10 protein-coding genes are annotated in these 25599 nt (G+C 61.4%); 7 read left to right on the forward strand and 3 right to left on the reverse strand.

Annotation, left to right across the window (positions count from 1 at the left end):
* Position 1: 1 nt before the first annotated feature.
* From EOK75_RS08320 to EOK75_RS08330, 3 genes are read right to left on the reverse strand one after another with little or no spacing between them, the layout of a single operon-like run.
* The gene (locus tag EOK75_RS08320; protein WP_137193506.1) at positions 2-1423 is read right to left on the reverse strand and encodes an aminotransferase class III-fold pyridoxal phosphate-dependent enzyme; all 1422 of its coding nucleotides are present in this window, start codon (positions 1421-1423) and stop codon (positions 2-4) included.
* Entirely contained in the window at positions 1420-2286 is an 867-nt protein-coding gene (locus EOK75_RS08325; protein WP_137193507.1) for a class I SAM-dependent DNA methyltransferase, read from the reverse strand. The genes EOK75_RS08320 and EOK75_RS08325 overlap by 4 nt, the downstream gene beginning before the upstream one ends.
* Entirely contained in the window at positions 2283-6782 is a 4500-nt protein-coding gene (locus EOK75_RS08330; protein ID WP_137193508.1) for a non-ribosomal peptide synthetase, read from the reverse strand. The genes EOK75_RS08325 and EOK75_RS08330 overlap by 4 nt, the downstream gene beginning before the upstream one ends.
* A gap of 186 nt (positions 6783-6968) precedes the next feature.
* Between EOK75_RS08330 and EOK75_RS08335 the strand changes: the two genes are divergently transcribed.
* From EOK75_RS08335 to EOK75_RS08365, 7 genes are read left to right on the forward strand one after another with little or no spacing between them, the layout of a single operon-like run.
* On the forward strand, positions 6969-9107 hold the full coding sequence (locus EOK75_RS08335; protein WP_168199185.1) for an AMP-binding protein: 2139 nt from the start codon (positions 6969-6971) through the stop codon (positions 9105-9107).
* Positions 9104-13462 carry a type I polyketide synthase gene (locus tag EOK75_RS08340; protein ID WP_137193510.1) on the forward strand — a complete coding sequence of 1453 codons (4359 nt, stop codon included), beginning with the start codon at positions 9104-9106 and terminating at the stop codon, positions 13460-13462. The genes EOK75_RS08335 and EOK75_RS08340 overlap by 4 nt, the downstream gene beginning before the upstream one ends.
* Positions 13463-13492: 30 nt before the next feature.
* Complete coding sequence (locus EOK75_RS08345; protein ID WP_137193511.1) at positions 13493-14557, forward strand: LLM class flavin-dependent oxidoreductase; 1065 nt, start codon at positions 13493-13495, stop codon at positions 14555-14557.
* A gap of 5 nt (positions 14558-14562) precedes the next feature.
* Positions 14563-18366 carry a non-ribosomal peptide synthetase gene (locus EOK75_RS08350; RefSeq protein ID WP_137193512.1) on the forward strand — a complete coding sequence of 1268 codons (3804 nt, stop codon included), beginning with the start codon at positions 14563-14565 and terminating at the stop codon, positions 18364-18366.
* Entirely contained in the window at positions 18363-23618 is a 5256-nt protein-coding gene (locus tag EOK75_RS08355) for a non-ribosomal peptide synthetase (protein ID WP_168199186.1), read from the forward strand. The genes EOK75_RS08350 and EOK75_RS08355 overlap by 4 nt, the downstream gene beginning before the upstream one ends.
* Positions 23615-24922 (forward strand): MATE family efflux transporter, encoded by a 1308-nt coding sequence (locus tag EOK75_RS08360; protein WP_137193514.1) that lies wholly within the window; start codon positions 23615-23617, stop codon positions 24920-24922. Before EOK75_RS08355 ends, EOK75_RS08360 begins: the two co-directional genes overlap by 4 nt.
* Positions 24919-25590, forward strand: coding sequence for a 4'-phosphopantetheinyl transferase family protein (locus EOK75_RS08365; protein ID WP_168199187.1), 672 nt, complete (start codon positions 24919-24921; stop codon positions 25588-25590). The genes EOK75_RS08360 and EOK75_RS08365 overlap by 4 nt, the downstream gene beginning before the upstream one ends.
* The last annotated feature ends 9 nt before the right edge of the window (positions 25591-25599 follow it).

Below are 25599 nucleotides of genomic sequence, written 5' to 3' on the forward strand. Positions count from 1 at the left end.
GTCACAGCACACCGGCCCCTTCAAGGCGGTCGATGCTTTGGATGAAGGTCGTGGTAATGAAATCCAGATCCTCGGGGTCATGCGCGGTCGAGAGGAACCCGCCCTTGTCACCCGGGCGCATATGAAGACCGCCAGCCAATGCCATCAGCGATAGCAACGGGCTGGCACCCCCTGTCATGGTGAAAAATGATCCGAAATGCGTAAAGCGTGCCGACAGGCCGCGTTGCTCAAGCCCCGCATTAAGGCGCTCTACCAACCCGCGCGTCGTCTGGTTCAACCCTTGCTGGAGCATGGGCCCCTCACCCTGCAACCGTTTGGCCACAGCCAGTGCCGCAGTCAGCGCAAGCGGGTGGCGACAATAGGTGCCGGCAAAGAGGGTGGTGGGAACCTGCGGGGTGCTGTCATCGCCAAACTGCCATTGCCCGCCGTCGATCCGGTCCATGAAACGCGGTGATCCGGCAATCAGTGACAAGGGCAGGCCGCCGCCCGCGATCTTGCCATAGGTCGCAAGATCGGCCCTGACACCGAAATATTCCTGTGCGCCGCCCTGTGCCACGCGAAACCCTGATATCATCTCATCAAAGATCAACGCCGTGCCGGTCTGGTCGCAAACCCCGCGCAAGCCGAGCAGGAACTCGCGCGGTTGCAGATCAGGTACGCGGCTTTGCACCGGCTCGACCAGAACAGCCGCGAGTGATTTACCTGCCCGCCGCAGGATCTCCAGCGCATGGGGGTTGCCGTATTCCAGCATAATAATGTCACGCGCCTGCGTTCTTGGAATGCCCGCAAACGCCGGCGTGGCACCCGTCAACATCATCCGTTGCAAGAGCGGTTTTAGCATGGCTAACGGCCCACTTTGTGCCCGTGCCAATGCTCCGCGCCGGACATATTCCAGCCGTTGCGACTTGAACAAAGCCGTGTCGGAATGCCCGTGATAGGAATTGGTGAACACCGCGATTTTGCGCCGCCCTGTGGCCGCACGCGCAATGCGGATGGCCGTCATCACCGCCTCGGTGCCGGTGGTGGAAAAGGCAACGCGCTCATGCCCTGTCAGCGCGGCAAACCGCTCGGCTGCCTCACCCGCGATTTCGGATTGCGGGCCGATCTGGATGCCTGCTTGCAACCGCTGTTCCAGCGCCTCGCGGACAAATGCAGGGTTATGCCCGAACAGATTGCAGCCCAGCCCCATCAGAATATCGACATAGCGGTTGCCGTCGATATCCCACAGCGCGCTGCCCTCGGAGCGGTCCGAGACAATCGGGTAATAGGCCTCTTTTAGGGCAGGGGAAAAGGGCATCGACAAGGCCGTTTTGTCGGCCAGATGGGGGCGGCTGTTTTGCGCCATCGCCTTGGAGGCGGGGGTGCGCGCGCAAAAAGAGGCGATAACCTCGGCGGTCAGATCGGTGTGGTTCGGAGCGTTCATTCTGCGGCCGCCAGATCAAGGGCGTCATCGCGCCGCTGACAGATAAAATAGGCCGCCGTGTTTTCGCCCACCTCTTTCGCGCCGGTTATGGTTTCAACACGGGCGTCAAAGCCGCAGCCCTTCAGGCAATGCAAAACCGCATCCAGATCATGGCCATAGACGGCATAATCGGCCCCGCGATGATCCCAATCGGGGTGATCGATGCCGAATTTTGCAAGCGCGGCCAGCTTGAACCGGCGCAGGAACGGACGGTTGAGCAACAACCGCAAAAGCGCGGTGCCGTGTTTTTTGGCGTGATCCGGGCGGCGGTACATATCAACGCGAAACGCGCCGCTTGCGCTGGTGGCATCATAGCGGGGCGTGATCATCCACGCATAGTCAGCGGCGATTTCACCCGCCGCAGGGCGGTTGACCCAATGGCGGACCATCTGTGCGTGGTGGTTGATATCAAAGACGAAAATTCCGCCCTCTTTCAACGAGTTATGCACGGATTTGAAAACCTGCGACAGCTCGTCAATGTTTCGCATGTGGTTCAACGAGGCGCTGGCACAGACCACACCATCGACCTGTTCCGGCAGCTCAAAATCGCGCGCATCGCCTTGCATCAAGGTGGCGACAGGTGCGTTTTCCTTGGCGTAGTTCAGCATTTCTGCCGAGATATCGAGGCCAGTGACCTGAAACCCGCGCCCATAGATCGGGATCAGCATCTGCCCCGTGCCACAGCACAAATCAAGCACACGCCCGCCCACGGGCAGATGCCCAAGGATCATCCGGTCCAGTGCCTCAAGTTTGCTTTTGCAATAGTCGGGGCCAAGCGTGCGGTCATAAAGCCAAGCCCAGTCGTCATAATCTGCCTTGGTCATTGTGATCTCTCCTGCAAAATGGGGTCTGGGGGCGTGTCGGCCTGCAAAATGGCGCGCAGGTAAAGGTGCAGCAGTTCGGGTGAAATCGCAGGCTCGGGCAGAACCGGATCAAGCACCGCGCGCGTGGCGGTGCAGGCATAGGGCCAACGGTCGCCGGTAAACCCTTGTGCGCCCCCCATTGCGGCAATGGGATAAAGCGGATGATCGGGCTCATTGCGGGCGATACCCGCCAGATGTGCTTGCCAGTCTTGGGGGGGAATGCGTTTGACCGGATGGCCCAGGCCTGCGCAGGCCGCAAACAGCAGCTCGGAGGAGACCGGCGCGGAATGAGACAGGTGATATGTCGCGCCACCCCTTTGCGCGGCATTGGCCAGATGCAGGATCGCGCGGGCGACATGATCAACGGGCAAAAGATTGATCAGCGCCTTGCCCCCAGGGGCGACCCCCGAGGCAAGATAGCCACGCATCTGCCGTGTCAGCATGTCACTGGCGTTGAAAGCCCCCGTTTCGCTATGCCCCGCGACCGAACCCAGACGGTAAATCGCAACGGGCAGCCCCCTTGCGCCTGCCTGCATCACCAACTGCTCGGCAACCCATTTGCTTTGGTTATAGCCGCCCTCGGGCGCGCCTAACGTGCTTGCGGCGATGGCCTCATCCACCGGCTTGGGGCCAATGCACAGGGCGCTTAGGGTCGAGATATGATGAAACGGCGCATTCAAGCGGCAGGCAAGGCGCAGCATCTCGCGGGTGCCGCAAACATTCGTGGCCCGCAGGGCGCGATAGGGGCGCATGTGATGCACCTCTGCCCCGCAGTGGAGGATGGCACAGGGCGGCATTCCGTCCAAGGCAGCTTGATCCATCCCGAGATCCGCTTGGGACAGGTCCCCGCGCAACGGGATAATGCGGCTGACATAGCCCGCCACAAGAATCCCATGTGCCTTCAGCGCCTTTTCGATGGCCCGAACATCGCCCGACCGATGCAAACAGATCACATGGCGGTTCGGATCCTCCAACAGGGCGGCCAAAAGATGGGCACCAACAAAACCCGTGGCGCCCGTCAGGATCACACAATTCGGAAGGCCCGCAGGCATCGCCATGTTTTGTGCTGGCCGGATCGTGGCATCCAGCGTCAGATCTTGTTCCCAAGGGCAAAGCACGGCTTCATCGCCTTCGGTGCCCTCAACCCTGCGAGCCAATGCGGAAATGGTCGACCCCGCAAACAGATCAGCGGCGCGCAGGGCGATGCCCAAATGTTGCTCTATCTGTGCCAGCAGGCGCGTGGCCATGATCGACGTGCCGCCCAGATCAAAGAAATCCGCCTCGGCGGCGGGGCTGTCAATCTTCAGCAGTTCCGCAAAAATGCGGGCCAGCGCGATTTCCGTTGCCGTGGCGGGCGCACGACCCTTGTGGGCGGTGACTTTGGGTTCGGGCAGCGCATCAGCGTTCAGCTTGCCGTTCGCGGTCAAGGGCAAGTGATCCAGCCAGACAATAGCATCCGGCACCATGTAGCGCGGCAGCAAACGGCCAAGATGCGCCCGCAGATTCCCCTCATCGGCGGCGTCAAGCTTTGGCACCAGATAGGCCACCAGCCACATATCGCCCAACGGCCCGACGCGGGGCAAGACGACTGCGGTTTCAACGGATGGATACGCGATGCAATGGCGCGCGATCTCATCCGGTTCTATCCGGTAGCCGCGGATCTTGACCTGATCATCCAACCGCCCAAAAATGCGAATGCGCCCGTCGGCCAGACGCACCGCACGGTCGCCCGAACGGTACAGCCGCCCGCCTTTGGAAAACGGATTGGGCACAAAGGCCGCCGCCGTCTTGCCCGGTTGCCCCCGATAGCCGCGCGCCAGTCCGATGCCGCCGATACACAGCTCACCCGCGCAGCCGACCGGCAAATTCCGCAAGGCAGCGTCGAGCACATAAAGCTGCTTGTTTGCCGGCGCGCTTAACGTCGGCTCAAGGGGGTGGCCATTGCCGCAAGCCACCATAGAGGCATTCACCGTGCATTCCGTTGGCCCGTAAGCATTGATGAACAGGCGGTTCTGGGCCCAGCGCCGGATCAGCTCTGGCGTAGGGGCCTCACCCCCGACCAGCACCATGCGCAGATCGGGCAGGTCGTCGGGCGGCAACGCAGATAGGGCAGAGGGGGCGATGGTCAGATGGGTGGCCTTTCGGTCACGCAGGATCTTTGCCATCCGTGCGCCGGGCAATGCATCCTCGGCGGGGGTCAGGATCAACCTTGCGCCGGTGCCTATGCCCATCACCAGATCGGGGATCGAGGCATCAAAAGAAAAGCTGAAAAACGCAAAGACACGGTCACCCGTGCGCACATCACATTTGCGGATTTTGTCGCGGGTCAAGTTGACTAAGCCCGCATGCGGCACCTCGACACCTTTCGGCAGGCCGGTAGAGCCCGAGGTGTAGATCACATAGGCCAGATCGTCGGGGTCCGAATTGGGGGCGGGGTTGTCGGTTGGCCCGCTTGGCCAGCCGCGATCCAGATCCCAGCGGGTGACACCATCGGGCAGGCTGTGATGGCTTTGGCTGAGTACCAATTTCGCACCGGCATCCGCCAGCATATAGTGCAGGCGGTCGGCAGGATAGGCAGGGTCCAGCGGCAAATAAGCACCGCCCGATTTCAAGACGGCAAGCCAGCAGGCCACCATATCAACGCCACGGTCCTGCATAATCCCGACCACAGTATCCGGCCCAACCCCTGCATCGCGCAGCGCATGGGCCAAGGTATTGGCGCGGCGGTTGAGCTCGGCGTAGGTCAGGCTGTGCAGGGTATCATTCGTGACGTATTCCACGGCCACCGCATCCGGCGTTGCCTTTGCGAAATGTTCAAACAGCGCGGGAAAGCGTTCGGTCGGGTCCAGCGGCACGTCGGTGTCGTTCCAGCCCTGAATTTTCAGATTGTCGTCAACGTCCAACATGCCCAACCGAGCGATCGGCATGTCGGGCGCTTTGACGATGTTCGCCAGCAAGGTCAGATAATGGCGACCGATCTGTGCGATGGTTTCAGGGGCAAAAAGAGCCGTGGCATATTCAATATGCCCGCCAAGGCCATCTGTTCCCCCTGCAACCAGATCAAGCGACAGGTCATGGCGGGCAAAGGCCGCGCTGCGTGGCAAACGGTGCAAGGTAAGGCCGGGTAATGCTAAGCTGTTGCGCGGGGCGCGGTCCAGTTGGAATTTAAGCTGGAACAGCGGGCTTGCCCCCGGATCACGGGTGGCCTGAAAGGTTTTCGCCAATGCCTCGAACGGGGTATCCTGATGATCGATAACTTTGATCAACCTTTGGTGCATTTCGCCCAGATAATCCGAAAACGGCGCGACGGGGCTGATATGGCTGCGGACCGGCAACGGATTTACAAAGAGGCCGACCAACGGCTCTGTCTCGGGGCGGCTGCGGTTGGCAGAAGGTGTGCCAAGGATCAGATCAACCTCACCGGTGTAGCGGTGGATCAGAACCTTGAAGGCCGACAACAACAATGTGTGCAGCGTGACGCCTTGCAGGGCGGCCAGCGACCGCAGATCCGCATCCAGCCTTGGCGCAAACGCCAGCGGGTGCAGCGCGCCACTGTGGTTTTGCAGGGCGGGGCGCGGGTAATCGACGGGCAGCCGCGTGACCGGCAACTCTTTGCCCAAGTGATCGTTCCAGAACGCCATACGACGCGCTTGCCTGTCGCGCTGCTCGTCAGAGTTCTGCCACGCGGCCACATCGCCGAATTGCACCGGCAAGGCCCGCAGGCCCGCGGGTGCGCCCAGAACCGCCTCGGTATAAAGCGCCGCAAATTCTGCCATCAAAATTTCAACCGACCCGCCATCCGCCGCAATGTGGTGAAGCGTAAACAACAGCAAAAAGCGATCGTCAGCGCGCCGCAGGATGCACAGCCTCAGCGGCGGCTCTATGGCCAGATCAAAGGGGCGGGTGGCCTCTTTTTCGATCAGCGCATCGATGTCGGATCGCGCCGTGCCAAGGACATCAAGCAAAGACACAGGGGCGGTGCTATCCGTGGCGATATGCTGAACCGGGATGCCCTCATGTTCCGCAATGCGCATCCGCAAGACGGAATGCCGCCCCATGACCCCGGACAAGGCCGATTTTAGCGCATCGATATCCAGCTGCCCCTCGGCCTCAAGGGCGAAGGGGATGTGATGGGCGGCCTGCGGGGTCATGCGCCCCGCAACCCATAGCTGCATCTGGGCATCGCTTAGGGGTGGGCCGGCCGCATGAAGGGCCGGAATCGGCGCTGCATCTTGTCGGGCGGTCAGGAATGCGATGATTTCAGGCTTGCGGTCGCGGATCTCTGCGCCAAGCGGTCCCGTCAATACCGCGCGCGGGCCGGTGCAGCGCAGGTTGCCGCCCGTAACCGAAACCCGAACCCCACCTTGATAGAGACGCGCCAGCAGATCCTCGGTGCCGGATTGCGCCAAGACAGCGACACCCAAAGCCCCATCTTCCATGGCCAAGCCGCTGTTCATGTTTCCCCCGCAAATATTCACAATGGCGGGTGAAAGCTGGGGTTATCAATTGCCTGGCTTCCCGATTTGAATAGTTGACTAAAATACTTTGCCTTTGTATGCAAGGCAGAAATTAACGGGTTCCAGCCGCCGCCAAGCCCATCGCAGCAGACATCTATGTCTCCCATCGTGGTTCTAGGCGGAACAATGGCAAGTCAATCAATACGGTTCAAAGACGCTGCATGGCTGCCCGCCCATCCCGGCGGGGTGTTCCAAAGCCTTGTCGACGATTTGGCCAGCCACGCCCTTCAAAAACCTGCCGAAATTGCGTTCCGGTTTCTTCCCGATCGCGGTGATGCCGGTGCAACAGTCTGGACCTGGGCCAAGCTGGATGCGCAGGCATGGGCCGTGGGACAGTATTTGGCGCAGCAAGGTATCGGGCGCGGCGCGCGGGTGCTTTTGGCCTATCCGACTGGGCTTGAGTTTATCGCGGCCTTTCTGGGGTGCCTTTGTATCGGGGCTGTTCCCGTGCCCGTGTCGCTACCTCGCCCGCGTGAACGGCTTAGCCGTTGGGGGCATGTATCGCGCGATGCTGGCGTCTCGATGATCCTATGCAGCGCGGATGATCTTGACCGGTTGTCGGCCCAAGCCGCAGAGGCGGGTCTTGCAGCCTGTCATGCCCCATTGGCAGCAGGGGCGGGGCCAATAGCTTTTGATCGCGCGGCCATCGGGTTTCAGGCCGGCCCCGAGGATCTTGCCTTCTTGCAATACACATCCGGCTCGACCGAGGCGCCAAGAGGCGTGATGATTACCCACGGAATGTTGCAGGCCAATCTGGCGCAGATCCGTGCAGGTTTTGGCTTTACCGCGCTGGATCGCATCGTGGGCTGGTTGCCGCATTACCATGACATGGGGCTGATCGGGGGGATACTAACGCCGGTTCATCTGGGCATTTCCAACACGATGATGACGCCCACATCGTTCCTGCGCGATCCGCTGCGCTATCTGCAAATGGTGACCCGGTACGAAGCCACGGTGATGGGGGGGCCGAACTTTGGCTATGACCACATCTTGCGCCGCGCCACCCCCGAGGCAATCGCAGGCATTGACCTTTCCGCCCTTAGGGTCGCGTTTTCAGGTGCCGAGCCGATCCGTGCCGACACCCAGCAACAGTTTCAACAGGTCTTTGCCGGTGCGGGGTTCACGCCCTGCCACTGGGTCGGCTGCTACGGTCTGGCCGAGGCCACGCTGTGCGTCAGCGTCACCCCCCCTGCAAAGCTGGCGCGCCACGCCCGCCTTGACGCCGCAGCACTTCGGCAGGGGCGTATTGCGGCAGGTCAGGATGTGACCCTGCCGGAAAGCGGCGTCGCGACAGATCCGCAAGAAATCGCGATTGTCGACTCCGGCACCCTGCAACGCGCCCCCGCCGACAGGGTGGGGGAGATCTGGTTGCGCGGGCCGAATGTTGCAAAAGGCTATTGGAAGACCGGCGCCCCTGAGCTTTTTAATCAGCATCTGGAAGGCACCGGGGGCTGGCTGCGCACGGGCGATCTGGGCTTTGTGCAAGAAGGTCGGTTGTTTGTAACCGGCCGCCTGAAAGAGTTGATCATCCTGCGCGGGCAAAACCATTACCCGCAAGATCTGGAGCGCAGCGTTGCCGACTCTGACCCAGCCATCGCCGAGGGCCGCGTCGCCGCCTTTGAGCAAGTGAACGGCGGGCTTGGCATCCTGTGCGAGCTGACACGGCAAGCCTGTCGGGATGTGCAGCCGGATAGTGTCTTTTCCAATATTCGCAATGGCTTGGGGCAAAGTCACGGCCTTGCGCCGGACCGTATCACCTTGCTGCGCCCCGCCCAGCTTCCGGTCACGCCAAGCGGCAAGATCCAGCGTTTGGCCTGCAAGGCCGCCCAGTGGCAGGACGCGGTGGCTGAATGGCAGGCAAATGCCGTGCAGAACAGCGCCCCTGCGGCGCCGCACGGGGCATTCTTGACTCAATTGAAAAGCCTGCCCGCACCTTTGCGCAAGGGGCGGCTGTTGTCGCATCTTCGCAAGGCTTTGGCGCAGGCAACCGGCAACACGGATACGGTCACAGACGATGGCCGCTTTTTCGAGATGGGGCTGGATTCGGTCAGCGCTGTGTCACTCATTGCCGCGCTGGAGCAAGAGCTGGCGCTTGATCTGGATGCAACCGTGATCTTTGAACACAGCACCCCAAAAGCACTGGCCGATCACCTGTTGGCGCGGCTGTTCCGGCAGCAAGACACAGAGCAATCATCAAAGACCGAGGATATGCGGGCCCTTCGGGCATTGCTGGATCCCGCGCAATCCCCACGGAGGCAAGAATGACCGATCCAACCCAAGCGGATATGGGCGAGATGCAGGATCTGTTGCATCGCGCACGGGTACAGATTGAACGGAGCAACCAACCGGCCAACGAAAAGATTGCCGTGATTGGCATGTCGGCCCGGCTGCCCGGCGCGGCAGATCTGGATGAGTTCTGGGATTTGCTGCGGGATCGGGCCTCGGGCCTGCGCGCGGTCACGCCAAAGGATTTGACAGCGGCACAGGCCGGCAAAGAGGCGCAAGACGCCCAATATGTGCCCGTTTGGGGTGGCCCCCCCGAAGCTGACGGCTTTGACGCCGCGTTTTTCGGTTATGCCCCCCGCGAAGCCGAGCTTCTGGACCCCCAGCAACGTATGTTTCTTGAATGTGCGTGGCACGCGCTGGAACATGCGGGCTATGACACGACGCGGCTTGATCGCGCCGTTGGCGTCTATGCGGGGTCTGCCTTGGCGGGGCATCTTTTGCGGGTGGCTGACAGGGCTGATCAGCTGGCGGCGGGCTTGGCCAATATCGGCGGTATGGTTGCGGCGCGGGCGTCATTTCATATGGATCTGACGGGCCCTTCGGTCGGGGTACAGACGACATGCTCCAGCGCGCTTGTGGCGCTGCATCAGGCAATCCAGGGCTTGCGCAATGGTGATTGTAGCATGGCAATCGCCGGGGCCGTCGCGGTAAACCAGCCCCGGCCCGAAGGTTATCTGCACCAGCCCGACGGCATTTCTGCACCCGATGGATGCTGCAGGCCCTTTGATGCCGATGCCGCAGGGACGGTCTTTACCAATGGCGCGGGCGTTGTTGTGCTTAAACGGCTTGGCGATGCCTTGGCCGATGGCGATACGGTCCACGGTGTTTTGCTAGGCTCGGCCGTGAACAATGACGGCGGTAACAAGGTCAGCATAACAGCGCCCAGCGTTGCGGGCCAAGCGGGCGTGCTTGCCGCCGCCCTGCGCAATGCGGGGGTCACGCCCAAGGATATCGACTTCATCGAGACCCATGGCACCGGCACCGCGCTGGGTGATCCTATTGAGCTGGCTGCGCTTAACCGCAGTTACGGCAAGGGCTTGATCGCGGTGGGCCAACGATGCGCATTGGGGGCGGTGAAGGGGAACCTTGGCCATCTGGACGCGGCAGCCGGAATGGCGGGGCTTCTTAAGGTATTGCTATCCTTGCGTCATGATTACCTGCCGGGAACGGTACATTTCAATGCGCCCAACCCCAAATGTGATTTCGGCCCCTTCGATGTGCTGGCCGAGGGGCGCGATTGGCCCATAGATGCCGACAGGCCCCGCCGCGCCGGCCTAAGCGCCTTTGGCATCGGTGGCACCAACGCCCATCTGATTGTCGAGGAACCCCCCGCCCAACAGCGCACAACCCCTGCCGATGGCACCCATATGCTGCCCCTGTCGGCCCGCACACCAGAGGGCCTTGCGACGATGCGCGTACAGCTTGCCGATCATCTGGAGCGTGCAGATGCGCCATCGCTGGCCGATTGCGCCTATACGCTGCAATCGGGCCGCAAAGCGTTTGACCATCGGCAATTTGTCGTGGCCGCGACCCGCCAAGATGCCATTGCCGCATTGCGCGATGAGGCAAGTCAGCCTATCGCGCCCCTAAAGGCCCCCGACCCTGTTTTTGTGTTTTCGGGGCAGGGCAGCCAACGCTCCGGCATGTGCCGTGATCTATATGCGGCCGATGCCGTCTTTGCGGCGGCCTTGGATGAATGCCTTGCGTTGTTGCCCGCCGATCTGGACATGCGCCGTCTGCTGCTTACGGCCTGCGATGATGCAAAAATCGATGAGACCCGCTATACGCAGCCCGCGCTTTTTGCCACAGAATATGCGCTGGCCCGTATGTGGATGGCCCGCGGGGTGGCTCCGGTGGCGATGTTGGGCCACAGCATTGGCGAATATGTCGCGGCCACGCTGGCGGGGGTGTTTTCCTTGGCTGATGCGTTGCGTGTGATCTGTGCCCGAGGCGCGCTGATGCAGGCTTGCGCGCCCGGCGCGATGCTGTCGGTCATGATGTCGGAACGTGAGGCCAAAGGCGCTTTGCCCGAGGGGGTCGAGATCGCGGCGGTGAATGCCCCGCGCAACGTCACCCTGTCCGGCCCCGCTGTGGCAATAGCTGAACTGGCCCGACAGTTTGACCAAAGCGGTATCGGCTGCCGGACTTTGCGCACCTCGCATGGCTTTCATAGTGCCGCGATGGAACCGGCGTTGGACGGGTTTCGGGCCGTGCTGGGCGAGGTCACGCTTCATCCGCCGCAAACCGCAATCCTGTCCAATGTGACCGGCGACTGGATGACCGAGGCCGAGGCGACGGACCCCGCATACTGGGTAAAGCATCTGCGCGCACCTGTGCGGTTTGGCGATTGCGTGGCAGAGGTTATGGCGCTGGATCATCCGCTTTTGGTTGAGATCGGCCCCGGTGTCGGCCTTAGCCGTCTGGCGCGCCAACAGCTTGGGCAAAAGGGGCGCAGCATCGCCACGCTGCCCGATGCGGGCGCGCGCGACGGGGCCATTGAAACCCAGCAGGCCAGTGGTGCGCTTTGGGCGGCAGGCGTTGCCTTGCGGCCCAAAGCAGCCGGTCGGCGTGTTCCCCTGCCGGGCTACCCGTTTGAGCGTCAAACCTTCTGGCTGCCCCCCAAGCCGCAAGGGGCCGAACCCGCATCCAATCGTGGCCTGTTCTATCAACCCATTTGGCAACGCGTTCCAATTTCCCAGGCCTGCGGCAATGACCCTAGGTTGGTCTTCGGTAAGGTATTGCCGCTGGAGGGCATGCTTGCGGTCAAAGACTCCGACGATGGCAGCTTTCAGGAAACGGACCACGGGTTCCGGATTGATCCGCTCAACCCCGATCACTACGTTCAGGTTCTGCGCAAGGTTGAGACGCGCCGTATAATCGTCACAGGCACCAAGGATCTTGCCGCTCGCGTGATGGCTTTGGCCGCGGCGCTGACCGAATTGGGCGATCAGGCCGATGTGACGGTGCTGGGCACCGGCATGCAAGAGGTCACGGGCGCTGAGACCCTCTGCCCCGATACGGCGGCGGCCCTTGGTTTGGTTGCAGTCCTGCGACAAGAGCTGCCGGGCGTGACCTGCCGTTCCATTGATCTGCCTGAAAGCGGCGCTGACCCTGCGCTGGGTCTCGTTCTGGCCATGGATCATGGCGACGCTTTGCATCTGGCCTTGCGCGGCGGCTATCTTTGGCAGCTGGACGACACACCGACCCCGCTTGCCACAGCAGAGGGTTTGCCCCTTGCCAATGGCCCGTTCCTTATCGTTGGCGATCTGGTGAATGGGTTGGCGCATGTGTTTGTAAAAGCGCTGGGGCAACAGAACGCGCAGCTTGTTCTGGCCGGAACCGGCCTGCCTGACCGCAAGGATTGGGACAGCTGGCTGGCCACACATGGCCCGCAAAATCCGGCGTCGCGGATGATTGCCGCGCTGCGCGGGTTGGATGCGCGGATATACAACGGCGATGATGGTGATCCCTTGTGGCTGGACTCTGTTTTGTCCGATGCCGAAGGGGAGATGGGGCCGATTGCCGGTGTGTTTCACAGCGCCGCGATGGGGGATGCCCATTTCGCCCCGCTTACCCAAATCACCTTGGCCGAGGCCAAACGCGTGATTGATGTGAAACGGCGCGGGATGCGGGCGTTGCGACAGGCCTTGGCCAAGCGCTCGGCCACCTTCTGCCTTTTGCAATCCTCGCTGTCCTCCGTCGTGGGGGGGCATGGCTTTGCCGCCTATGCGGCTGCCAATGCCTGGCTTGACACAGAAACGCTTTGTGCGCGGCGTCAGGGGAAAACAATCTGGCAAGCCGTGCGCTGGGATGTGGCAGAAACCGGATCGATCGGGACCGCAGCACAGGCCTCGGCCACGCGTGTTTTGACAGAATCCGACGTCTGGCAGGCCGTTCATGCGGTCTTGGCCCAACCACAGGCCGGGCTGGTTTCCGTTTCCCATGGTGATCTGCGCGAACGATTGCTTGCCCGCCCCCCCGAGCCATCCGAACCGACAGAAAGACAGCTGAAAACCGCCTTTGTCGCGCCCCGCAATGACTATGAAATTGCCGTGGCCAATGTGATGTCGGAAATGCTGGGCGTGGCCGACATCGGGGCCGAGGATAACTTCTTTGAGCTGGGCGGGCACTCTTTGCTGGCGATCCAGATCATCAACCGCCTTCGCAAGGATTTCGGCGTGGAGCTGCCTGTGCGGGCCTTACTCTATGAGGCGCCAACCGTTGCCGGAATTGCCGCCGCTGTTGAAAAGGCCAGCGCGGATGCCGCGCGCGACCTGTCGCTGCTTGATAGCCTTTTGGACGAATTCGAAATCCAACCCACGGAAACGAAATAATAATATTCAATGCCCCATAAGGAGCCAGCCATGCAGTTCAGCCTGTTCTATTTCGACGGTGACGGCGCAACCCGCAACCCCGACGCATATCGTCTGTTGATGGATAGCGCCGCGTTTGCCGATACCAACGGGTTGTCGGCGCTTTGGGTCCCGGAACGTCATTTCCATGCCTTCGGGGGGCTGTACCCCAATCCGGCGGTGATCCATGCCGCCTTGGCGGTGGCCACGAAAAACGTCAAGCTGCGGTCGGGCAGTGTGGTGATGCCGCTTCACCATCCCGTACGCGTGGCCGAGGATTGGGCCGTTGTCGACAACCTCTCGGGCGGGCGCGCGGGCATCGCCATGGCCTCTGGCTGGACGATGGAGGAATTTGTGCTGTCGCGTGAACCGCATGGGTTCCGCCGCACCCAGATGTGGCAGGGCTATGAGCAGGTCACGCGCCTGCTGGCCGGCGACAGCGTTGAATTCGAGGATGCCGACGGCAATCTGGTCGCGGCCAAAACCCTGCCGCGCCCCTTGCAGCCGCGCATCCCCTTCTGGGTGGCCTGCCAATCGACCGAAACCTTTATCGAGGCGGGGCGCCGTGGCATCAATGTGCTGTGCTCTTTGCTGGGCGAAACGCTTGATGATGTCGCCGTCAAAATCCGCGCCTACCGTGAGGCTTTGGACCAGAACGGCCATGACCCGGATGCGGGCAAGGTCACGATGATGGTCCACACCTTTCTGGCCGATGATGTCGAGACGGCCAAGGCCAATGTGATTGAACCCTTTACCGAATATCTACGCACGCATTATCACCTGCTCGAAAGCCTTGCCAAAAGCATGAACCTGAACGTCAAGCTCTCGGATTTCAGCGAGGATGATCTGGAAACCTTGCTGAAATTCGGGGTCGAAGGGTTTATGAACGGCCGCTCGTTAATCGGCAGCCCCGAAAGCGTGCAACCCTTTGTGCAGGCCCTCGCCGATGCGGGGGTCGATGAGACCGCCTGTCTGATCGACTTTGTGCAGGATTACGATTTGGTCATGGGCGGCTTGCCCAAGATCGCGCGGCTTGCGAGCGCGAACGCCGCAAGCCGCCCGCCAAAGACTGCCTGACGCAAATGCATGACCAAATCGAAGCCATCAGGGCCCGTGTTGCCGCCCTGTCGCCGCAGGAACGCGCCGGATTCCGCGCCAAAGTAGAGGCGCGCGGAATCGATTGGTCCCTCATTGTTGCCGATACCCCACCACGGCCCCGCCCCGATCATCTGCCGCTATCACCGGCACAGATGCAGTTCTGGCTGCTGCAGCAGGTGCATCCCGAGACAACCGCCCTGTCCATTGCATTTGCATGGGATGTCGAGGGGGCGCTTGATCTGGATGCCCTGCGTCGGGCGCTGACCTATCTTATTGCCCGCCACGAGCCTTTGCGGACGGCATTCACCATCAAGGATGGCACTCCGACCCAGCAGGTTCGGGCAACAGTGCCCTTTGATCTGGCCACCAGCCTTCCCCCCATTGCCACCGCCGAAAGCGATTTTGTTGCCCAAGCTTTCGATCTTGGTGTGGCACCGTTGTTTCGTGTGCGGCTGCTCCAACATTCCCAAGACCGCTTTTCGGTCCTGTTCGCGTTTCACCATATCATTTGCGACGGCTGGTCACGCGGTATCTTTCTGCGTGAACTGGCGGCCAGTTACCAAGCTTATGTCGCAGGGCAGGAGCCAGATCTCCCCCCGATTACGCGCCACTTCGCCGATATCGTGCTGGATCAGACAGAGTGGCTTGCCTCATCCGACGCCACAGCGCAGGCAGCCTTCTGGCGTGCAGAGCTGGAAGGCATTGCCCCGCAAAGCCTGTCATCATGGAAACGCGCCGCAGATACCTCTGCCGAAACCGTTACCTTGCCTTTGGGCGCGGATCTGTCCGCAAGGATCGCCGGTTTGGCGGCACAGCTTGGCGTGTCGCAATATGTGCTGATGCTGGCGGTGTTCCAACTGTTGCTGCACCGGCTGACCGGCGCCGAGGATATCGCGGTCGGCACCCCCACCGCCGGCCGCGATTCTGAGGAAAAATCAGGGCTGATCGGGTTGTTCGTCAACACCTTGGTGCTTCGAAACCGGATCGAACCGGATATGACATTCCGCACCTTTCTGGCACGGGTTGGCAAGGGGTTCGCCCGTGCATTCGAGCATCAGGACCTGCCTTTCGCCCGCGTTGTTGACACGGTCGGCGCGGCCCGAAATGCGGGGCAAACGCCATTATTTCAGACGCTATTTCAAGTGCAAACCGGCGGCTATGCCCATCAGAACGCCGCGCAAATCGATCTTGGCGATCCCCGCCTTGCGGTGCGTCAGCGCGTTTTGCCCCTGCCACAGGCAAAGTTCGACCTAAGCTGGCATGTGATGGATCAACCCGGCGGTTACGGCGTCATCATCGAATACCGTCCGGCCCTGTTTTCCGGGGATCAGATCCGAGGCATGAAGGCCCAGTTTGAAACGCTGTTGCATGCCGTGGCGGATGCGCCTGATATGTGCCTCTCGGCGTTCAGTTTTATCCCACCGGATCAGACTCGCGATGCCGTTTTACGCGGCCCTGACAGCAATATCCCCGACCTTCTGCAGCAGATAGAAAAGCAAAAGGGCGCAGAGGCACTGATCTGTGCGACAAGCGGGCAATCCTTGGACTATGCTGATTTATGGGACCGTGCGGGGCAAATGGCCAATGGGCTTTTGGCGCGGCCAGAGCTGCACGGACCGGATGCGCGCGTTGCGATCTCTATGCGGCGCGGGCCGGATCTGGTGGTGGCGATGCTAGCCGCCCTGCGCGCAGGGCTGGCCTATGTGCCGCTTGACCCCGAGATGCCGGTCGCGCGCAGGGACTATATCCTGCAAGATGCGGATGTGGCGCTTGTCCTCTCGGATCACCCGCTGGATACCATCTGCCCTCTGGTCGATCCTGCCACCTTGACGGGGCAGGGCGATCTGCCTGCGCCGGATCCGGACCGCATCGCCTATCTGATCTATACCAGCGGCAGCACCGGCTGGCCCAAAGGCGTGCCGATCACGCGCCGCGCTTTGTCGAACCTGATCGCCTCGACGGCAGATATTCTGGGGACCGGACAAGACCTGCGCATGCTGGCCCTGACCACGGTCGCGTTCGATATCTCCGCGCTTGAGATTTTCCTGCCGCTGTCTGTTGGCGGCACATTGGTCATGGCTGGCACTGCAGACACAGCGATGCCCGCGCAACTGGCCGGTTTAATTCCCCGCCACGGCATCACCCATATGCAGGCCACACCGGCAACGTGGCGGCTTTTGCTGGATCACGGCTGGCATGGCGCGCCTGAACTTGTCGCGCTTAGCGGCGGTGAGGCATTGCCGACCGGTTTGGCACAACGCCTGCATGCAAACGTCAAGAGCTTGTGGAATATGTATGGGCCGACCGAAACGACCATTTGGTCGGCAGCGCTTAAAATCACCCCCAGGAATCTGGCCGGGCCGGTTGTGCCGGTTGGCGGGCCGGTCGCAAATACCAGCCTGCGGGTACTCGACCCCCATGGGGCGGTTTTGCCCGCTGGCATTGCGGGTGAGCTTGCTATCGGGGGCGCGGGACTTAGCCCCGGCTATCGCAACCGGCCCGATATGAATATGCGCAGCTTTCTGACATCAGGGAATGAGCGGCTTTACCGCACCGGTGACCGCGTGGTGCTGCAAGGGGATACAACCTTGCAGTTTCTGGGTCGGGTCGATCACCAGATCAAACTGAACGGATACCGGATAGAACCCGGAGAAATCGAAGCCGCGCTGACCGCCCTGCCCGAAATAGCCGAGGCATTGGCAATGGTTGATGGTGGCCGCCTGCTTGCCTATTACCGCGGTGACCAAACGCTTGATGCGCAGGCCTTGCGCAGGCAGTTGGCCGACTCCCTGCCATCCTATATGATCCCTGCCCAATATGTTCGCATTGCCGCATTTCCGTTGAATCCCAACGGCAAGATCGATCGCGCGCAACTGCCGAAACCGGATGCGGACGAACAGGCCCCGAGGCGCACGCCCACAACCGGGGCCGAAGTTTTGCTGCATGGGATCTGGGCAGATGTGCTTCAAAAAAACGGGTTTGGCGTTGATGACAATTTCTTTGACTTGGGCGGCGATTCCGTGCGGGCCATACAAATCGCATCCCGTGCCCGAGAGAGCGGCCTGATCCTGACCCCTGCCCAGATGTTCGAAAACCAGACCGTGGCCCTGCAAGCGGCTGCCGCACAATCCGCAAAGACCCCGTGGCAGGTGGCGCTGTCAGGCGGGCCGATTGGCAATGATATCGCCGGTCTGGCCCCTGTCGCGGGCGACAGCATCGGCGGCGGTGGCGCGCCAGTACAGCAAATGCTGGGCGCGGCAGATCTGGCCAAGCTGCATGCAGATGCCAAGCTGCGCAATACGACACCCGCACGGCTGATGACAGCGGCGCTGGCCCGCACGATCTGGCATTGGCGACAGGCCCCCTTTTCGCTGGTGCTGATTGATGGAACAGAGACCGAGGTCCGCGCCATGCCTGCCGTTCTGGCGGCTTTGCCCTCGGGGGTTGCGGGTTCGGAAAAGGCCCTGACAGATGCGCTGGCGGTCGGTGATCGGGCCGGTATCGATCCACGCAGGATTGTTGAAAAGGCAGTTATCGCGTCGTGGCAAGCACCGGCCGAACAACTGGCACAAGTGCTGGCACCTACGGGGTTACACCTGCGGGCCGAGGCCATGGAGGATGGCATCCTGCTGAAATGGGAATACGACCCCGGCCTGTTTTCCGGCGCAACCATTGCCAGGCTTGCGGCGCGGCATGTGGCGGAATTGCGCGGGCAGGCAAGCGGCAGCACTGCCGGAAACAACAAGCTCAACAAACTGCGCGCACAGTTGAAGGACACCTCAAAATGAATGCTATCGACGACGTCCAGGATGTCTTTGAAATGTCTGCGGGGCAGGCAGGCATGCTGTTTCAATCGCTGTATCAAGACGGTTCCGGCATTTATGTACAGCAATACTGGGGCCGGTTGCAGGGGCAGCTGGATCATAACCACTTCCGCGATGCGTGGCAGGCAACGATCAACCGTCACGACATTCTGCGCGCCCGTTGCCATTGGGAGGATCTGGATGATCCGGCGCTGATTATCCAAAGGCAGGTGCAGCCCGACTGGCAATTCCTTGACTGGCGCGGGATCACTGAAGCAGAGCAGGAGGCCGCCTTGCAAGATTGGCTTCACGCGGATTGCACGGCCGGATTTGCAATGGATACGGCACCCTTGATGCGGTTTGCCTTGATCCGCCTGACCGATAACAAGCATCAGTTTGTCTGGAGCTTTCACCATCTTTTGCTGGATGGTTGGTGCGGCGCGCTGATCGTGCGTGAGGTTTTGAATGCCTATGCGGGTGGCACGGCCGGTCCTGCGCCGCGCCCTTATTCGGATTATATCGACTGGCTTGCGGCACAGGATCAGGTCACTGCAAAGGCCTATTGGGCCGAGACGCTGGCGGGGCTTTCGGAACCGACACCCTTGGGCATTAAACAGCCGTCGAGTGGCACTGGTTTGCACGCGCATGACTTCACGCTTGGCCGCGCCCTTAGCGATCAACTCAGGGCTTTGGCGCGGGAAAAGCGGCTTACGCTGGCCACGCTGATGCAGGGGGCTTGGGCGCTGGTTCTGTCACGTTACAGCGGGTTGGAGGATGTGACATTCGGCACGGTTCTATCGGGGCGTCCGGCCGATCTGGCCGGCGCAGAGGAAATGATCGGCCTATTCTTGCAAACCGTGCCTGTCAGCGTGCGAACCGGCGCACGGGAAACCTTGCCATGGTTGCAATCGATACAAAGCGCGCAAAGACAACGAGAGCTGCACGGCCATCTGGGCCTGGCCAAGATCCGCGCCTGCTCGAAAATCACCGGCAGGGCCGCGTTGTTTGACAGCCTTTTGATTGTTGAAACCTATCCCGAAACGATCCTGACCGTGGCGGATGACCATAGCAGCCTGCGCCTCAGTGGTGCCGGACTGCATGAACGCACCGATTTCGCCCTGACAATCAAGGTACTGCCCGAGGATGATATCAGGATCACCCTTAATGCTGATCGCGCGCGCATCCCGCCTGATACGCTGGACCGTCTGGGTGGGCACCTTCGGCAGGTCTTGACCGCGCTGGCGCAAGGGGCCGCGACGCTAGATGAAATCGATATATTGACCACGCAAGAACACCGGCTGATCGCCAAGGCCGGACAGGGGCCAACGCCGCCAAGCAAGCCGCCCGTGCTGCTGCAATTGCTGGATCGGGCAGCCCGGTTTGGCGACCATACGGCGGTGGAAACCGTGGCGGGTCCGGCGCTTGATTATGCGGGGTTGCTCGCACGGGCAGGGCAGATCGGCGCAGGTTTGCGCGATGCGGGCCTGCGGGCGGGCGATGTTGTGGCGGTCTGTCAGGATCGCACCCCCGACCTCTTGGCCAGCTTGATCGCGGTCTGGCGGGCGGGCGGGGCCTATCTGCCGCTGGACCCGCTCTACCCGGCTGAACGGGTTGCGCATATTCTGTCGGACTCAGGCGCGCGTATGGCGCTGGTGGATGACATCAGCGCCACGGCCTTGCCCCAACAGGATGTGACGGTGCTGCGGGTTGCCGATTGCCAAGGTGAGGCCGCCGTGCCCGATCAGGCAGGGCCATCGGATCTGGCCTATATCCTTTATACCAGCGGCAGCACGGGGCTGCCCAAGGGGGTGCCGATCTCGCATGGGGCGCTGTCGAATTTCATTGCGTCGATGCTGTCAGTGCCCGGATTTTGCAAAGACGACAGGATGCTGGCGCTGACGACCGTTTCCTTTGATATCGCCGCGCTGGAGCTTTTTGCGCCCTTGGTGGCCGGTGGCACCGTGGTCATGGCGGGGGCTGGTGCGGCGCTGGACGGCAAGGCGTTGGCGCGGATGATTGAGGATCACGCGATAACGGTCATGCAGTCGACCCCTGCGGGCTGGCGCGTTTTGCGCGACAGCGGCTGGCAGGGGCGGTCCGGTTTGCGCATGCTTGCAGGGGGCGAGGCGCTGGATTCGGCGCTGGCACGCGATCTTTTGGGGTTGGGTGCAGAGTTGTGGAACCTTTACGGCCCCACGGAAACAACGATCTGGTCGGCCGCACTTCGGGTAACCCTTGCGCTGCTGCATGGCCCCAAGGTGCCAGTGGGCGGCCCGCTGGATCACACCACGCTAAGCCTGCGCGATCAGGTCGGGCGGCAAGTGCCCGTCGGCGTGGCGGGGGAGCTGTGGATCGGCGGCGCGGGGCTTAGCCCCGGTTATATCAACCGGCCTGACCAGACGGCCGACCGCTTCGTCATGCACAATGGCACGCGGCATTACCGCACCGGAGACAGGTTACGGATGACGGCGGATGGTACGTTTGACTTCCTCGGGCGGTTTGACAACCAGATCAAGCTGCGCGGCTACCGGATCGAGCTGGGCGAAATCGAGGCCCGGCTTGAAAGCCACCCGGGCATTGCACAGGCGATTGTGGCGATAAGGGGTGAGGGGAATGCCGCGCGGCTGGTGGCCTATATTCGCGCGACCGACCCCGCCCCAAGCCGCATTGCATTGCGGGCCTATCTGGGTGAAACGCTGCCCGCCTATATGGTGCCGGGCCTGTTTATTCCCTTGGACAGCTTCCCGCTGACCCCGAACGGCAAGATCGCCCGGAACGCCTTGCCCGCACCAGAGATGGCACATCCGCAAACCACGTCACAGTTGACGTCACAACGTGAGGAACTGGTTGCAGGCATCTGGGCCACGGCCTTGGGCGTTGCAAAAATAGACCCCGAGGATGACTTTTTCACGCTTGGCGGCCATTCGCTGATTGCGCTGCGCGTGATTGGCGATTTGCGCAGCCATCTCGGGCTAGAGGTGTCTTTGCGCGATCTGTTTGAGGCCGGCAGCTTCAGGGGTTTTTGCCAAAGGCTTGACCAATTGACGGTGTCGCGGGCCTTGCCTGCGGTGGAGGTCGGCAATGCGCCAAGCCTTTCTGCCGCCCAGCACCGCCAATGGCTTCTGGCGCGTCTGGATGCAGGCAATGCCGATTACCACCTGCCGCTGGCAGTGCGATTGTCGGGCGATTTGGATGCCGAGGCCTTGGCCAATGCCCTGACCGCTTTGGCGCAACGCCATGATGTGCTGCGCAGCCGTTTTCCCGATGACCGTGGCGCGGCCAGGGTCGAAACCTTGGACAACTTCGTGCCTGTTCTTGAACGGACTGACGTCTCTGCCCTTTCCGCATCCGAACAACAGAAACGGCTAGCGCAGCTGACAAAGCAAGACGCGGAAATGCCGTTTGATTTGCAAGCCGCCCCCCCGTGGCGTGCGCGGCTGATCAAGCTGGCGCAGACAGAGCATATACTGCTATTGACCCTGCACCATATTCTTGCGGATGAATGGTCCTTTGGCGTGATTTTGCAGGACCTGAGCGCGGGCTATACCGCTGCGGCCCAACCCAAGCCCCGTGCCCAATATGCGGATTTTGCAGCTTGGCAAAAGAAGGTGCCGCTAGAGGATCAGCGACACTATTGGCGGGACCAGCTGGAGGGCGCCCCGGCACTGACCGCCCTGCCGACCGACACCCCATATCCCGCGCAGCGCAATCGCAAGGCCGGGCAGGTGCCGCTGCGGGTTTCCCGTGAGGTGGCAGATAGGCTGGAACAGATCGCCCGCGAAAATGGCGCGACCCTGTTTATGTGTCTGCTTGCCGCCTATTCCGCGTTTCTGTATCGCCACACCGGTCGCCGCGATATGATCGTTGGCACACCGGTCAGCAACCGGCATATGGCCGAGTTCCACGATGTCATCGGGTTGTTTGTAAATACCCTGCCCATTCGCACCCGCATTGACGGGCAAACCGAATTTGCCCACCTTCTGGAGCGGACCCGTGACACTGTCTTATCTGCCCATAACAATCAGGATCTTCCCTTTGAGCAGATGTTGGAACTGATGTCGCCGCCGCGTAGCGAAACCCATGCGCCCCTTGTGCAGACGATGTTCTCGATGGCCGAGCTGCCGCGCAGCGGGGAAATCACCACAGACCTGCATTGGAACGCGATACCGGCATCCACGGGGCGGGCACGTTTCGATCTGGCGCTAGCAGTGTCGCGCAACGCGAATGGCCTAGAGGGGCATTTCGATTTCGCGACGGATCTGTTTGGCCAAGAAACGGCCGAGCGGTTGGCGCGACGGTTCGAAACCCTTCTTGCATCCCTCGCGCAAGAGGCCGCACAGCCCCTTTGCGACCTGCCCCTGATGACAGATGCAGATCATGCCTTGGCCTTTGTCCCGCCCCGTTATCCCGACCAGCCTCCATTGCAGACCTGTATTCAGAATGGGCTGATCTTTGACCAAGCAGCCCTGCATGCGCATCTGGCGGCGGTTGGCGGCGGGGCCAAGATGGGCCGCCTTGAGGATACGCAGGCCAAGCTGGTCGGACCGCCGGAATATCCGGCAGCCTTCCGGCGTGATGCGGATGGGTTGCGACCGGCCAAGGGCGTGCGCGCCGCCGTTCTGGATGCCGACGGGCTGCCCGCCCCGCCCGGACAGATCGGCCAATTGGCGATCGCAGGGCCGGCCTTGGCGAAGGGCTATGCGGGCGACCCCATACGCAGTGCCGCAGCCTTCCGGCCCAACCCGCTTGTCGATCCACAGGCATTTCATGTCACCGACAGCGTGCTGTTTCACACAGGTTGCTTTGCAAAACAGGGATATAACGGCAGCTTTCACATCTGCGATGCGCCGCCCCCGGCCCAAACCCTTCCCGGTGCGCAGGCCCCAGATATGCCTGCATGCACTGGAAAGGACGGGCCGACAACGGATGCCGATCCCTTGATCGAGGCGGTCCTGACCAAAATCTGGGCCGATCTCTTGGGGGTATCGCGGCCTGACCGGAACACAGGGTTCTTTGCCTTGGGTGGCGATTCCATTCTTGCCATTCAAATGGCAGCACGCGCCGCCGAGCAGGGTGTGCAAATCGAGGTACTGGACGTGTTCCGTCATCAAACCATCGCCGCACTTGCCGCACAGGCAAAACCGGTGGCGGACTCCATTGTTTTGCCTTTGGCTGGAGAAGCCGATCTGGCAGCGCTTGACGCGCTGGCAGCTCTTGTTTCGTTCAACCACGAATGAAGATTACAACCAACGCCACGCTGTTCCAGCTTAGCTATCCCCTGTTTTTACAGTCATTGGTTATGTTTACCGTGATGGTCATCGATATGATGATCTGGAGCGCCCATTCCCCCGATACGGCCGCAGCCCTTAGCGTGGCCGGACAAGTCTTGCGCGTCGCTGTGGAGCTTTCTGCCGTGATGGGGATTGGCGCGGTTATCACAATCTCGCAGCAACTGGGCAGCGGGCAGACCGATGCCGCGCGACTGACGGCTGATATCGCCTGCACGGCGAATGCCATCCTTGGCGGCGTCATGGGGGTATTGCTGGCGGTCATGGGGCCGTGGATATTAAAGCTGATGACACTCAGCGCAGAGATCGAGGCATCAGCGACAACCTATCTGTATTTTTCCGGCGCGACGATGGTGTTCTTATTTCTGGGCAACGCCGCGGTGGCCTGCCTGCGAGGATTCGGGCAAAGCCGCACGGTCATGGCGTTGTCTGTGCTGGGGGCGGTGCTCTATCTGTCGCTTGAATATCTGCTGGTCCTTGGTGCCGGTCCGGTGCCCGCATTGGGGGTGACGGGTGCGGGGGCGGCGAACCTTGTGACACGGGTGGTGGTTTCTATCGTGCTGGTTATCTTGCTTGCGCGAGCGCTGGGGCTTCGGTTCAGCCTGCGGCAAATGTGGAACCATATCGCAAAGATACGCCGTTTTGCGGCCTTGGCCCTGCCAAGCGTTTCGGATTTTGTGGCCTACGGCTTTTATCAGATGATCCTGCTGGGCGTGATCGCCACCCAAGGAGAGGTTGCGGTTCTGTCACGCGCCTATGTCATGATTGCGATGTCCTTTCTGACGATGGTGATTATGGCGGTTTGTCAGGGCAGCGAAGTTCTGATCGGATACCGCCTGGGGGCAGGCAACACCAAGGCCGCCCAGCGCCAGGGCTTGCGCTCCTCCTGGATCGCCGCAGCCCTTTCGACGATCTGCGCCATTATGATTTTCGCAGCCGTAAACCCGTTTATCCACCTGTTCACCGATGATCCCGAGGTGCTTGAACTTTCCCGCCGATTGCTATGGTTGACCATTTTCCTGCAACCCTGTTTTGCCTTTAACATGATATTGTTCCACGCCCTGCGCGCCATCGAGGACGTGCGTTGGCCGGTCTTGGCCAGCCAATCCCTAAGCTGGCTGTTCGGCCTGCCTTTGGCGTGGTTTCTTTGCGTGCCGATGGGGCTGGGGATTATCGGTGTCTGGTATGCTTTCATCGCCGAGGAATTATGCAAGGCCGCTGTCATGCTCTACCGTTGGACAAAAGTCTCATGAACGCCGCGCATTGCCTTTCTTCGCGCCCCTTGATCCAGTCGCAGGGTGTCATTTGGCGGTCATGCAGCTTCACCGTTGGCCCGGCGCATCGGCATGAGGCGGAGACCGAATTCGGTAGGGTTGTGGTTGATCTGCCCCCCGATCTTGCCCGCGCGGTGGACAAAAGGCGCAGCGAGTTTCTGGCGGGGCGGCTTTGTGCAACTGTTGCCCTGCGCGCGGCGGGAAGTGACGGGCAGGTCCACCGCCGTGGCCGCGCGCCGGTCTGGCCGCAAGGGTTTGTCGGATCCATCAGCCACAACGCCACCCGTGCGGTGGCGGTGGTGTCGTCAAGCCTGTTTGGCATCGGTGTGGATTGCGAAACATGGATGACATCGCAAACCGCAGAGGAGATTTCCGCGCTGGTTCTGACGGAACAGGACCTTGCCCACATCCCGCCGAATGCCGATCCGGCACATTTTTGTACGGTGGTTTTTTCGGCCAAGGAATCCCTTTACAAGGCGCTGTCAGACCATCTGAATGATATCCCCGATTTCAGCGAGGCGTCGATTGTTGAGGCCAACGCCAACCGGCTAATCCTCGCATTCCGGGGGTGGCGTGTTCCCGTGGATTACGCCGCACGGACGGCAGAATGTATCACGCTGGCCAGATTGGAAACGGCCCAGCGCTAACGATACACC

The organism is Pseudorhodobacter turbinis (genome assembly GCF_005234135.1).
Taxonomy (GTDB): domain Bacteria; phylum Pseudomonadota; class Alphaproteobacteria; order Rhodobacterales; family Rhodobacteraceae; genus Pseudorhodobacter; species Pseudorhodobacter turbinis.